Origin of the sequence: Xanthomonas sp. NCPPB 1754 (genome assembly GCF_041475725.2) — a bacterium.
Classification (GTDB): Bacteria; Pseudomonadota; Gammaproteobacteria; order Xanthomonadales; family Xanthomonadaceae; genus Xanthomonas; species Xanthomonas euvesicatoria.
On record NZ_CM192982.1, the window covers coordinates 4950290 to 4963063 of the forward strand.

The 12774-nt window shown below is 67.4% G+C and carries 8 protein-coding genes and 1 pseudogene; 5 read left to right on the forward strand and 4 right to left on the reverse strand.

Going from position 1 to position 12774, the window contains the following annotated elements; all coding sequences use genetic code 11:
- Nucleotides 1-32 precede the first annotated feature (32 nt).
- From ACCQ15_RS21200 to folE, 4 genes are all read right to left on the reverse strand, one after another.
- Nucleotides 33-4061 carry an SbcC/MukB-like Walker B domain-containing protein gene (locus tag ACCQ15_RS21200; RefSeq protein WP_372381046.1) on the reverse strand — a complete coding sequence of 1343 codons (4029 nt, stop codon included), beginning with the start codon at nt 4059-4061 and terminating at the stop codon, nt 33-35.
- Between the two features lie 273 nt (nt 4062-4334).
- A complete protein-coding gene (locus tag ACCQ15_RS21205) occupies nt 4335-5036 on the reverse strand; it encodes a DUF4194 domain-containing protein (protein ID WP_372381047.1) in 702 nt (233 codons plus the stop codon).
- Complete coding sequence (locus tag ACCQ15_RS21210) at nt 5023-6492, reverse strand: DUF3375 domain-containing protein (RefSeq protein ID WP_029820599.1); 1470 nt, start codon at nt 6490-6492, stop codon at nt 5023-5025. The genes ACCQ15_RS21205 and ACCQ15_RS21210 overlap by 14 nt, the downstream gene beginning before the upstream one ends.
- 19 nt (nt 6493-6511) lie before the next feature.
- On the reverse strand, nt 6512-7114 hold the full coding sequence (gene folE, locus ACCQ15_RS21215) for a GTP cyclohydrolase I FolE (protein ID WP_008574657.1): 603 nt from the start codon (nt 7112-7114) through the stop codon (nt 6512-6514).
- Nucleotides 7115-7244: 130 nt separating this feature from the next.
- On the opposite strand from folE, the gene ACCQ15_RS21220 reads away from it, so the two are divergent.
- The 5 genes and pseudogenes from ACCQ15_RS21220 to ACCQ15_RS21240 all read left to right on the forward strand — a co-directional run bounded on the left by ACCQ15_RS21220 (nt 7245) and on the right by ACCQ15_RS21240 (nt 12668).
- The gene (locus tag ACCQ15_RS21220; RefSeq protein ID WP_372177638.1) at nt 7245-7697 is read left to right on the forward strand and encodes a MarR family winged helix-turn-helix transcriptional regulator; all 453 of its coding nucleotides are present in this window, start codon (nt 7245-7247) and stop codon (nt 7695-7697) included.
- Between the two features lie 88 nt (nt 7698-7785).
- Nucleotides 7786-8003: pseudogene (locus ACCQ15_RS21225) on the forward strand (DUF1656 domain-containing protein).
- Nucleotides 8000-8923: an efflux RND transporter periplasmic adaptor subunit gene (locus tag ACCQ15_RS21230; protein WP_372381048.1), complete on the forward strand. Its 924-nt coding sequence runs from the start codon at nt 8000-8002 to the stop codon at nt 8921-8923. The pseudogene ACCQ15_RS21225 and the gene ACCQ15_RS21230 overlap by 4 nt, the downstream one beginning before the upstream one ends.
- Nucleotides 8920-10380: an efflux transporter outer membrane subunit gene (locus tag ACCQ15_RS21235; RefSeq protein WP_372381049.1), complete on the forward strand. Its 1461-nt coding sequence runs from the start codon at nt 8920-8922 to the stop codon at nt 10378-10380. Before ACCQ15_RS21230 ends, ACCQ15_RS21235 begins: the two co-directional genes overlap by 4 nt.
- The gene (locus ACCQ15_RS21240; protein WP_372381050.1) at nt 10377-12668 is read left to right on the forward strand and encodes an FUSC family protein; all 2292 of its coding nucleotides are present in this window, start codon (nt 10377-10379) and stop codon (nt 12666-12668) included. The genes ACCQ15_RS21235 and ACCQ15_RS21240 overlap by 4 nt, the downstream gene beginning before the upstream one ends.
- The last annotated feature ends 106 nt before the right edge of the window (nt 12669-12774 follow it).

Genomic DNA, 12774 nt, shown 5'->3' on the forward strand with positions numbered 1-12774 from the left:
CACCTGCAGATGGCGTCGCCCGTGGATTGTCTTCAGCGCTTGCCGCGCGCCTGCGGGGCGTTCGCCTTAGCGGCGCGCTTTTTGGCCCGCGACGGTTTCGCTGCCGCACGTGATGAAGATGTCTTGCCGGCGCCACGCGCTGGCTGACCAGTCGATGCGGCTGTTGCACGTGGCTTGGCTGCAGCAGTGTTTTTCACTGGCGCAGATGCGGCGGCGACCTTGCTGGATGTGGCGTTGGATGCATTTGCGGCCGCAATCGGCTTGCCCGGCGTGTTTGAAGACGGAGTGGTCTTGCCCACGTTGGACCTGGCTCCTGAAGACACCGCCGACGCGCCCGCCGTGCGTTTGCCGGATGCCGGCGTGTTGGCGACAGCTGGCGTACGCAAAGTCGGTTTCTTGGTCTGCGTTGCGCGAGGCTGTGCCGCAGCACGCGTGGAAGATGCAGTCCTGGCGTTCTTGGCGGTCTTGTTCTGCTTGTTCGCGGTCGCGACGGCCGGCTTGCGCTGACCAGTCTGCGTTTCCGGCGCCGCGGACGAGGTCTCCTCCGCCGCAGGCGATGCCGTGTGCAGCGGCACGCCGTCGGCTGCCATGCCATCTGCGCTGGCAGCGCCCTGCACGACTGCAGGCTCGCTCAACGCCGTGATCGACGGCGCTGCGTCAGCAGCATCGGCAGCCGCCGGCTCATCGCCACGCGAGCGCTCCGGCAGCTTCAATCGCTGTGCCTGCTCGTCGTATTCGATCAGCAACACGCCGGAGTTATGGCGGCCGCTGATTTCGACAAAACATGCGCCGCCGATGAAGGGCTCCAAGGTCATCACCGACTTCAACGGCGTGGCCACCACCATCTGGAAGCCGAAGTTCTCGAAGATGTTCATCGCCAGCGCGGTGAATTCGTTGTCGGCCTTGTCGAAGGCTTCGTCCAGCACCACCGCGCAGTAGCGCGGCAGTTCGCCGTCTTCGCCGCCAAGCTGGTAGCGCAGCGCGGCCGCCAGGCAGGTGGTTGCCAGTTTCTGGCGCTGACCGCCGGACTTGCCGGCGCCGCTGCGGTAGATCTCCACCTGCGCGCGCGTCTGCGCGTCCAGTTCCACACCGATGAACTCCACATGCAGGCGCACATCCAGCACCTGTTCGCGCCAGCGGCGTGCCTCCGGTTCCTGCGCGCCCAGGCGCGCCACCAGCGCACGCAAGGTGGAAAACTGCGCTTCGGCCAGGGCGCGGTCTTCGGTCTGTTGATGCGACAGCACCGCGCGCAACTGCTGCTGGAATTCCTGCACCTCGGCCAGGCGACGGTCGCCGACCTCGATGGTCAGCACGGTGTCGCGATTGAACGGCACCTGCTCCAGGCTGGCGTTGACCTCGTCCATGCGCTGCTTGATGCCTTTGTGGGCTTCGGCGGTGTAACGCTGCAAGGCCAGCAGGTTGTTCTTGCTCTGAGTCTGCAACAGGTCGAAGAAACGATGCTCGTGACGCGGCAGGCCATCGCTTTCCAGCCGGTCCAGACGCGCGAGGAAATCGTCGGCGCTGGCAAGGCTCACGGTGAAATCGCCGCTGTCTTCGGGCCACTGCTGGCAATACTTGCGGAAGCATTCCAGCAACTGCGCGCTGAGCCGGCTGTCGCGGCCCTGGCTGTCGGCCAGCTGCTCGGCCAGGCCACGTTCGACCACGCGGAAATGCGCTTCCAGATTGTCCAGCGACAGCGGCGTCAATGCGGCAAGCCGTTCCCGCAAGCCCTGCAACTGGGTGGGCGTGAGCGTGGCGGAACCGGCGCGGCCCGCGCAGGCCGCATGCTGCTGTTCGAGCCGCACGCGTTCGCGCGCCAGTTGCGCGCGCTCCAGCCGCACATCTTCATAGGTGCGCTTGGCCTGGTCGCGCAGGGTCCGTGCGGTCTCGATGGCCTGGCCGAGCACGCGCAGGCCGCTGTTGCCTTCGCGCAGCTGCACCAATTGTTCGTCGATATCGCTCAGGCGCTGCAGCTTGGGGCCGACGTCGATCTCGTCCCAGTCGCGCTCCACCAAGGTGTGCGCAGCGAGTTGGCGTTCCTGGTCCTGCTCACGCTGCTTGCGCAGCGCTGCCACATCGGCATCGCAGCTGGCGATGCGCTGGGCCAGCGCCTGCGCTTCGCGCTCGAACACCTTGAGCTTGTCGCGGTTGTCGTGACCGAGCAGCCAACGCTTGCGATCGTTGACTGCGTGGCGGTCGTCCTTCTCATAGCGATCGCCAGGATGCTTGACCTGGCCCTCGCGGGTGATCGCGCGGTCGGCGTTGCGCAATGCTGCGGCATTGTCCACGCACGCGTAGTCGAAGCGACGGGTCAGTTCGTTGCGCAGCCATTCGGTAAAGGCGTGCTCGCGCAGCTGCAGCTTGCCGGGCAGCGCGCCGGGATCGACCCGCCGCGAATGCAGCTCGTCGTTGCGGCGCACACGGAAGTACACCAGGCGCGTGCCGATGTGGGTGCGGTTGACCCATTCGCTGACCTGCGCGTAATGCCGCTCGTCCACCAGCAGCGATTGCGCAAAGCCGTGCAGCACCCGCTCGATCGCACCGCGCCAGGCCGTCTGGTCCTCGCGCACCTGCACCAGCTCGCCCACGAACGGCAGCGCGGCCTCGGCAATGCCGGTGTCTTCGCACAAGCGCGCGCGCAGGGCCTGCATCGGTGCGGGCATGCTCGATGGCGCGCGCTTCAGCGCCTCCAGTTCGGCACGGATTTCGGCAAACCGGCGCTCGTCGTCGCGCCGCGCGCCCATGCGTTCGGCGATGGCCTCATCCAGCGCGCTGGCGTCGTGCTTGCCGTTATCCAGCACGGTCTGCGCATGCGCGATCTGCGCGGCAAAGCCACTGGCGCCGGCCGCCAGGGCGGTGCCGAGCTGGCGGCAGGCCTGTTCGATCTGTGCACGGCGGCGTAGGCGTTCGTCGCGCTCGCGCTCGACGCGTGCGCGTTCGCGTTCCAGTTCCTCGATCTGCTCGCCACCGGCGGCGCGCTGTTCGCGCTCCAGGCCGACCAGTTTTTGTTCGTGGTTATCCAGCGATTCGCGGCGCTGGCCTTCTTCGCCGGCCAGTCCACGGTCCTGGTTGTCGAGCTCCTGCAGCCGCTCCTCCAGCAAGGCCAGCCGCTGCTGCTCGCGGTAGCTGTCCACGCCCAGCTGCAGCTCGCGCAACTCGCCGACGCTGTGGCGCAGCGCCATCAGCGCCGCGTGGTGCTCGCGCGCAGGGGTCAGGGTTTCCACCTGGCGCCGGGCGGTGACCACCGCATGGTGCGCGCCATCGAGTTCGGCAAAATCTTCCACCAGCCGGTCGGCCGCTTCGAAGGTACGCGGCTCGTCCAGCATGAAGCCGCGCAGAAACGCATTGAGATCGCCCAGGTTCTTGGCCGACTGGGTCTTGTGCAACAGCCGCAGCGCCATCTCGTTGCCGATGCCCAGCGCGTGCCGGAAACGTTCGGCGTAGCCGGCGAAGCCGTCGAAATGCGCAACGTCCTCACCCAATCGCGCCTTGAGCTTGCGCAGGTCAAGATCGAAGCCATCCAGCTCGGTCGCCACGTCGAAACGGCGTGGCGCGACCATGTAGTGACGCCGCACATCGGCCGCCGCGTTACCGCTGCCGGCGATCCAGAACAAGCGGATCAGGCTCACCGCCTCGCCGTGCGCATTTGCGTATTCCAGCACCAGCGCGGTCCAGGTGGCGCCCTTGCGCAGGTATTGGGTAGCGATTTCGCCGGACGCGCTGTCCTGCTGATCGGCCCACGCACCGCGCACATACGACACCAGACTCCGATCGCGCCCACTGCGCTCGGCTTCGCGCGCGGCGGCGTTGAAGTCGACGATGCTCGGCGGCGTCAGCAGTGCCGACATCGCATCCAGCAAGGTGGACTTGCCCGAGCCCGAACGCCCGACAAACAGGAAGCCCTTCTCCGCGATCGGCACTTCGGTCAGCCCGTTGAAGGTGCCCCAGTTGTGCACCTGCAAGCGCCGCATGCGGAACTGCTGCGCACGTTGCTCGGCGAGCGTCTCGGCAAACAAGGAGGCACCTGGTTGCGCTGGCGACAGATTGGACTGGGAATTCATAGCTCACTCATCAAAACGGGACGACGTGGAACGCGAAAAACCGGATGACGCATGGTGCCGCGCTGCTGTGTGGTGTGTTGCTGCGGCGCTGTTGCTGTTGATGCTGCGATTCCTATAACTGCCGTCGCAGTAGATGCAACACATACGACATGCTCCCAAGCACCACGCCACAACGTGCCCTCATCCGCCCTGCGGGCAGCTTCTTCCCGATGAAGGAGGACAATGTCCCGAAGCGAGAACGGAAGCCGGCGCGCCGGCGCGGGAGAAGGAAAATTACTCAGCAGCTACATCCCCTTCCCGCAAACCGCGATACGCGACCACCAAGGCCTGCACATCCTCCGCCGAGAACAACAGCTTCAGCACCGGCGAGACTTCATAGCGCTCCTCGCTGCCGCGCAAGCGCGACAGCAACTGGTTGTCGCGCATCTTGCCGATGGCCGTCATCACCCGCCGCGCGAAGCCCGCCCGATCGGTGGACACGTTCTTCTCGTAGACCGACAACGCCTCCACCAACTGCGCTTCGTCCACCACCGCACGCTCGCCGCGCGTATCGGCCTCGGCCAGTTGCTGGCGCAGGAACAGCAGCAACACCGACTCGATGAACGTCAGCGGCGCGCTGCGCAGCACGGTGGGCGATTCGAGCTCGGCGGTGTCGGCCTGGCGGGTGAAGGCCACCCCGCCCTCGCGGTCGAGCACCAGCTCCAGAAACAGCTCGCACAGCACCTGGCGGATCGCCACCTCGTTGCGCAACAACGCCGGCCACAGCGCGCCGTGCCGTTGCGCATCGATGCTGGGCCCTGCCAGCAACTGGCACAGCGCACGCCGCGCGTCGAACGGCAGCGTGCCGGTGTCGCCTAAAAACAGCTCGCCGCGCGGCTCGGCACTGGAGGCTTGCGTCATCGGCATGCGGTCGTCGATGGCCGACACCGCGGTGCTCTCGTCGGCGTCCGGGCCGGCGTCCTCAGACCAGTTCATTGCGTTTCTCCCGGGTAAACCACACCAAGGGAATGCGCGCGCGCCGCACGGCGCCGTCGCTGCCTTCCCATTGCACCGTTTCCATCTGTCCTTCGATCACCATGCCGTGGCGCGTGCCCAGCGACAGGTATCCGATCACGCTGCCCAGGCCCTGCACGGCCGGGCGTTGTTGCAAGGCGTCGCCGATGGTCAGCCGCGGGCGTTGGCCGAGCAGCTCATGCAGGTCGTTGCGCAGGCTGCGCACATCGATCTCCGATTGCGCGACCAGATCGCCCACGCTGTCCAGCGAGATCTCGGCCGCGTCGGCGGCCTGCACGCGTCCATCGACCTGGGTGAGCCGTGGATCGTGCAGCCGCCATTGCGACAGCGAGCGCAGGCGGCTGCTGCTGAGTGCCTGCGTATAGCCGGTGGCGGTGGTGGCGTGCAGGCTGTCGCGCAATTGCAAGGCTTCGCCCTGCGCCTGCTTGAGCAATTGATTGAGCCGGCGCTGTTCCAGATACCCACGGCTTTGCACGAACCCGCGCAGGCTGCGCGCGAAATGCTGCATCACCGTGTGCACCTCGCCGCCGCGTTCCAGCAGCGTGCCGGTCAGCCCGCGCAAGAAGGCGCGTTCGCGGCGATCGAGCTTGCGGGCAAACCCACGGGCAAGCAGCGCATCCAGCGCCTGGTCGAGCTGGCTGCTTTGCTGGGTGTCGTTGAGCAGACTCCAGAACGCCTCGAAGGTGCGCCCGGCTTCGCTGTCTGCAATCACATCCACGCCGTTGAATAATTGTTCGAGCACGTCGCCGCGCGCGCCTTCGTCGTCGATGATGCGCTCGCGGAATTGGCGGTTGAGCTGCTCGAAGTCGTCGCGCACGCGGTGGAAATCTTCGGCCAGCTCGTCGGAGAGATGGATCAGGTCGCGCGCGCGTTCCAGCGCGCGTTTGCCGTCCAGCGCCGCCACGCGGCCGGAGGCCACGCGTTCGATTTCGGCATCGATGCGCGCACGTTCATCGCGCAGCGCGGCCAGCCGGAGCTCTGGATCGGCCTCGGTCTGTCCGGCCAGCTGCACCAGTTGCTGGATCACCAGCGACAGGCGGCTTTCGGTGGCGCTGCTGCTGCTTTCGCGCAGGCCGGCGATGAAGCGGATGGCCTGGGTCGCGGCACGCGAGAGTTCGTATTCTTCTTCGGCTGCGCCTTCAGGCAGGCGGCGTTCCAGCCAGCCCTGTGCCAACCAATGCGCCAGATATGCCTGTGCGGTGCGCGGCAGTTCGCGCGAGAGCTCGTCGGCGCGCAAGGCGTCGAGCTGGCGCTGCAAACGTTCGTGCAACACGGCCGAAGGCAGGCGGCGTTCGCCATCCATCAGCACCGTCTGCAGCAGGCCGATCAGTTCGGGTGCGTGGTCGGCGGCGAGCAGTTTCCATACCGGCTGCTCGCGCAGTTGCCGATAACCGGCGATACGTGCCTGGTGCTTCATGGGCGCTGCCGCGACTGCCTCAACGCTTGCCGCCCACTTCGATGAACTGCAGGAATTCGGCGCGGGTGCGCGCATCTTCGCGGAAGGTGCCCAGCATCTTGGAGGTCACCATGCTGACGCCGCGCTTGTGGATGCCGCGGGTGGTCATGCACTCGTGCGCGCCTTCCACCACCACGCCCACGCCAAGCGGCTGCAGCACGTCCTGGATGCATTGGGCGATCTGCGCGGTCATCTTTTCCTGCACCTGGAAGCGGCGCGCGTAGCTTTCCACCACGCGGGCCAGCTTGCTGATGCCGACGACCTTGCCACGCGGCAGATAGCCCACGTGCACCTTGCCGATGATCGGCGCCATGTGGTGCTCGCAATGGCTTTCGTAGGAAATGTCGCGCAGCACGATCAACTCGTCGTAGCCGGCCACTTCCTCGAACGTGCGTTCCAGGTATTCGCGCGGTTCTTCGCGATAGCCGCTGAACCAGTCGCCGTAGGCTTCAGCCACCCGGCGCGGGGTGTCCAGCAGGCCCTCGCGCGTGGGATCTTCGCCCGCCCAGCGCAACAGGGTGCGCACGGCCTCTTCGGCCTGGGTCTGGGTGACGGAGGAATCGGGCTGGTTGGACTGGCTCATGCGCAGGTGCACCCAAAGGGGGCGTGCATGGTACCCGAGGACGGCCCGGCCGCCCCAGCGGCGGTTGCGCCAGCTTGCAAATGTTCAGTGACTATTGATTCATTTATGAATTGATAGCATCCTATCTATTATGAGACCTGCTCTTTCTCCACGCGCCCAGCTCAGTTCCGGCCTGCTGGTGGCTGCCCGTCAGTGGCAACGCTTGGCCGATCAGGCGTTTGCCGAGTTCGACCTGTCCAGCGCCTGCACCGGACCATTGCTGATGATCGGGCGCTCCGGCGGCGGCATCCGCCAGGTGGCGCTGGCCCAGCAACTGGGCATGGAAGGCCCCTCGTTGGTGCGTTTGCTGGACAAGTTGGCCGCGCAGGGCCTGCTGCGCCGCGAGGCCGACAGCAGCGACCGCCGCGCCAACCAGCTGTGGCTCACCGATGCAGGCCAGGCACTGGTCGGCCAGATCGAGATCCGCCTGGATGCACTGCGTGCGCAGGTGTTGGGCGCACTCAGCGACGCCGACGTGCAGGTGGTGCTGACCTTGTGGGAGCAGATCGCGCAGGCGCATGCGCGGCTGAGCCAGGCCGACTGAGTCGGCTGTCGGCGTCGCGCGCGACGCCCGTTGTGCCCTTTCCGATGCCCCGGCGCGCTGCGCCGGGCGTTGTGGTTCTTTTTCCAGGATGTTCCCGATGTACGGCGAATTCAGTCTCTACGGTGTGTTCGTACCCACCTTGCTGGCGTTGATGACGCTGGCCTACCTGCTCAACAGCGGCATCGCCGCGCTGCTGACCCGCGCTGGCGCCTACCGTACATCTGGCACCCGGCGCTGTTCAACCTGGCGTTGTACATCGCACTGCTGGGCGGCCTGTTCTTCCTTACCCGTTGGATGCAATCGTGAAAAAGCTGATCAAGACCGCGGGGCCGGCACTGCTGACCCTGGCGATGGCGGTGCTGGCCGCGTGGGTGTTGCAGCACCTGTGGCGTTATTACATGCAGGCGCCGTGGACGCGCGATGCGCACGTGGGCGCCGATGTGATGCAGGTGGCGCCGGACGTCTCCGGGTTGGTGGAATCGGTCGCCGTGGCCGACAACCAACCGGTGACGCGCGGGCAATTGCTGTTCGTGGTGGACCGCGCGCGCTATGCGATCGCGCTGGAACAGGCGCGCGCCGCGCTGGCCGAACGCCAGGCTACGCTGACCCAGTTGCGCCGCGAGATCGCGCGCGACCGCAGCCTGCAGGATCTGGTCGCCGCCGAAGATGCCGAAGTGCGCCGCTCCAACGTACAGAAGGCGCAGGCCGCAGTGGCCACCGCGCAATCGGCGGTGGATCTGGCCCAGCTCAACCTGGACCGCACCCAGGTGCGCAGCCCGGCCGACGGTCGCGTCAGCGACCGCACCGTGCGGGTCGGCGACTACGTCAACGCCGGGCGTCCGGTGGTGGCGGTGCTGGACACCGGCTCGTTCCGCGTCGATGGCTACTTCGAAGAAACCCGCCTGCAGGGCGTGCACCCCGGCCAGCGCGTGGACGTGCAGCTGATGGGCGAGCCGGTCACGCTGCAGGGGCATGTGCAGAGCATCGCCGCCGGGATCGAAGACCGCTACCGCAGCGGCAGCGCCGGCGCACTGCCTAATGTCACGCCGGCGTTCGACTGGGTCCGGCTGGCGCAACGCATCCCGGTGCGCATCGTGCTGGATCGCGTGCCTGCGCATGTGCAGTTGATCGCAGGGCGTACTGCCACGGTGAGCATTCTGCCCGACACAGCGCACCCAACCCCGGCGACCGCGCCTGCCCATGTGCAGGCCAAGGCGGCGCCATGAACCGCGCGATGTTGCGTCCGCTGGGAGTGGCCGCACTGCTGAGCATGCTCAGTGCCTGCAGCACGGTCGGCCCGAACTACGCGGTGCCGGCCGAGTCGGCCTACCAGCGCCCGGCCGCCAATGCCGCGTTCCTGGACACCGGCAACGCGCAGGTGCAGCCCGGCGCCGCGCTGCCGGCGCGCTGGTGGGCGCTGTATCAGGACCCGATGCTGGATGGCCTGATCGAGCAGGCCCTGCGCGACAACGTCGAATTGAAGGTGGCCGGTGCCAACCTGCGCCGCGCTGCCGCGGTGTACGAACAGGCCATGGATGCCGGCGGGTTCGATTACGACGTGGAAGCCGGCGTCAGCCGCGCGCAGGTCTCGGCCGAAGCATTTTTGCAGGAAGAAAAGCTGCCGGTATTCAACCTGGCCGATGGCAAGTTCGGCGTGTCGTACCAGTTCGATCTGTTCGGCAAGCTGCAACGCGGCGCCGAAGCCGCGCACGCCGACACCCAGGTGGCGCAGGCGGCGATCGATCTGGCGCGCGTCAGCGTGGCCGCGCAGGTGGCCGGCAGCTATGTGGAGATTTGCCACGCCAACCATGAGCTGCAGGTGGCCGCGCATTCGCTGCAGTTGCAGCAACACAGCCGCCAGATCACCCAGCGCCTGATCGCGGCCGGTCGCGGCACGCCGCCCGATCTGGCGCGCGCCACCGCACAGGTGGCGATGCTGGAAGCGGCGCTGCCGCCGTTGCGCGCACGCCGCCAGGCCGCCGGTTACCAATTGGCCGCGCTGCTCGGCAAGACGCCCGGCGAGTTGCCGCCCGGCGTGGACAGCTGCGCGCACGCGCCTGCAGTGCAGCAGCCGATCCCGATCGGCGATGGCCGCGCGCTGCTGGCGCGCCGCCCAGACGTGCGCCAGGCCGAGCGCCGGCTCGCCGCCGCCACCGCGCGCATCGGCGTGGCCACTGCCGCGTTGTATCCGGACATCCGCCTGGGCGGTTCGATCGGCGCCACCGGCCTGCTGGCGGATTTCGGCGAGCCGGCCACACACGCATGGTCGTTGGGCCCGCTGATTTCCTGGACGCTGCCCTCCAGCGGTGCGCGTGCGCGGGTGCGCGCCACCGAAGCCGGCGCCGACGCGGCGCTGGCGCAGTTCGACAACACCGTGCTGCAGGCCTTGCGCGAGGTGCAGACCAGCTTGTCGCGCTATGCGCAGGACCTGGACCGCCTGCATCTGCTGGAACAGGCGCAGCAACAGGCCGAGCTGGCGTCGGCGCAAAACCGGCGCCTGTATCAGGGCGGACGCACGCCGTACCTGTCCAGCCTGGACGCCGAGCGCACCCTGGCCAGCGCCGAGATGACCCTGGCCAACGCACAGGCGCAGGTGTCGCAGGACCAGATCCAGCTGTTTCTGGCGCTGGGCGGCGGTTGGGATGCCGGCGCCGGGCGCAACACCACCACGGCTGCACGATGAGCCCGTTGTTGCGCGATCGCCAGGCCTGGCTGTTTTCGGCCAAGACCTTTGCCGCCTCGATCGCGGCGCTGTATGTCGCACTGGCCGGCAATCTGTCGCGACCGTACTGGGCCATGGCCACGGTCTACATCGTCTCGCAACCGCTGCTCGGCCCCACCCGTGCCAAGGGCGTGTACCGCGTGCTCGGCACCTTGCTGGCCGGCGTGGCCACCTTGGTGATGCTGCCGAATCTGGTGGAAACGCCGTTGCTGCTGAGCGCGGCGATGGCGCTGTGGCTCTCGGCCTGCCTGTTCCTGGCGCTGCTCAATCGCGGCCCGCGCGGCTATGCATTCCTGCTGGCCGGCTACACCACCGCCTTCATCGGCTTTCCGGCGGTCACCTCGCCGGAAGGCATCTTCGACACCGTGGTGGCCCGCAGCGAAGAGATCATCCTGGGCACGGTGATGGCGGTGCTGTTCGCGTCGCTGTTGTTCCCAGCCTCGGTCAAGCCGATGCTCACCGCGCGGATCGGCAACTGGATGCAGGACGCCGCGCAATGGTGCCGCCAGGTGCTGCAGCGCGGCCCGTCGCAGGCGCCGCGCAATCGGCTGGCGGCCGATCTGGTGCAGTTCGAGGCCCTGATCGCCTTCGTGCGCCATGACGACCCACGCCATGCCGGCGCCGCGCCTGCGCTGGAACAGTTGCGCGCACGCATGCTGATGCTGTTGCCGGTGCTGTCGTCGATTGCCGACCGCCTGGAGGCCTTGCAGCGCGACGACGCTGGGCACGGGCCGGAGTTGGCGACATTGCTGGAGGCTGTTGCTGCGTGGGTGGCTCATGTCGCCGACACCGGCAGTGCCGATGCCGATGCCGATGCCGCCCGACAGGCTGATGCACTGCGTGCGCGCATCGAGGCACTGCGCCCGGTGGTGGATCAGGACATCGATCACCTGCTGCTGGACAGTGTGCTGCTGCGCCTGAAGGAGCTGCTCGACCTGTGGCAGGACTGCCGCGCGTTGCAGCAGGCGCTGGTGCAGGGCACCGCGCCCGTTGCGCTGCGTGTGCCGCCGGCGCCGGCACCTGCTGCATCCCTACAAGCCGACCCTGCAGCGCGTGATGCCGCGGCGCCCGGGGCGTTGCTGCAGCGCCTGGGCTTCTCGCGCCGTCTCGCGGCGCAGCCGGCCGTGCCCACGCAGGACGACGCGGCGCTGCGCTCGTCAACGCGTGCGGCAGCGTGGCAGCCATCGGGCCAGCCCTCTGCAGAGATCGCTGACACTCCGGTTGCGGCACACGCCACGCGCCACATCGATTTGGGCATGGCCGCATTTTCCGCGCTGAGCGCCGGCTTTGCGCTGATGGCGTACTGCGTGTTGTGGATCGGCATCGGCTGGGAAGGCGGCGGCAACGGCGCGATGATGGCCGCAGTGACTGCTGCGTTTTTCGCCGCGCAGGACGACCCCGCGCCGAGCATGCTGTCGTTCCTGACCTGGGCGGTGGTGGCCAGCGTGGTTGCCGGCATCTATCAGTTCGGCATCTTCCCGGCCATCCACGATTTCCCGATGCTGGTGGTGGTGCTGGCGGCGGTCTTCCTGCCATTGGGCGCACTGCTGCATCGCCCCAGGAGCATGCTGATCGCCTTGCCGCTGGTGGTGAACCTCACCGCGCTGCTGAGCCTGCAGAACACCTACAGCGCCAACCTGCAGAGCTTCGTCAACGCGGCGGTGGCGATGGTGCTGGGGATCGGGTTTGCGGTGGTGCTGACGCGTCTGTTTCGTTCGGTCGGTGCGGAATGGAGCGCGCGCCGACTGGTGCGCCAGGGCTGGCGCACGCTGGCCGATGCCGCCGACGGACATGGCGCGCAGGATCGCCAGCACTTTGCCGCACGCATGCTGGATCTGCTTGGTCTGCTTGCGCCACGGCTGGCGTTGACGCCGGAAGGTAGCGACCTGGCCTCGGTGGATATGCTCAACGAAGTGCGCGTAGGCTTGAACATCCTGCAGCTGCGCCGCGCTCGGCATGGCTTGCCGGCGTCCAGTCGCGATGCGGTGGACGCGATGTTGCGCGACGTGGCTGCGCACTACCGGCGGCAGGTTGCAGGGAAGCGTCCGTTGCCGGGTCCTGACTCTTTGCGTGATCGTCTGGATATGTCGCTGACGCGCGTGGGCAAGGTGCCGGCAGGCGCGCAGCGTGATGAAGCGTTGTTGGGGTTGATTGGTTTGCGTTACAGCGTGTTTGCTAAGACAACAGCGCAGCATCAGGACGGCGCAGAACAGCAGCCCGCGTTAGCCCCTCTCCCGCCAGGACGATAAGGCACTGCTTGCGCTCCACTGGCGCGCATGTCTTGCAGCGGCCGCGCTGCTAGTGCAGGCCGGGACGCGGAGCGGGGGTTGAGCTGAGGGTTTGGCTACCAATGCA

Coding starts and splice junctions, on each gene's coding strand:
- ACCQ15_RS21240 (WP_372381050.1), top strand. CDS start 10,377: ATGAGCCCGTTGTTGCGCGATCGCCAGGCCTGGCTGTTTTCGGCCAAG.
- ACCQ15_RS21235 (WP_372381049.1), top strand. CDS start 8,920: ATGAACCGCGCGATGTTGCGTCCGCTGGGAGTGGCCGCACTGCTGAGC.
- ACCQ15_RS21220 (WP_372177638.1), top strand. CDS start 7,245: ATGAGACCTGCTCTTTCTCCACGCGCCCAGCTCAGTTCCGGCCTGCTG.
- ACCQ15_RS21205 (WP_372381047.1), bottom strand. CDS start 5,036: ATGAACTGGTCTGAGGACGCCGGCCCGGACGCCGACGAGAGCACCGCG.
- folE (WP_008574657.1), bottom strand. CDS start 7,114: ATGAGCCAGTCCAACCAGCCCGATTCCTCCGTCACCCAGACCCAGGCC.
- ACCQ15_RS21210 (WP_029820599.1), bottom strand. CDS start 6,492: ATGAAGCACCAGGCACGTATCGCCGGTTATCGGCAACTGCGCGAGCAG.
- ACCQ15_RS21200 (WP_372381046.1), bottom strand. CDS start 4,061: ATGAATTCCCAGTCCAATCTGTCGCCAGCGCAACCAGGTGCCTCCTTG.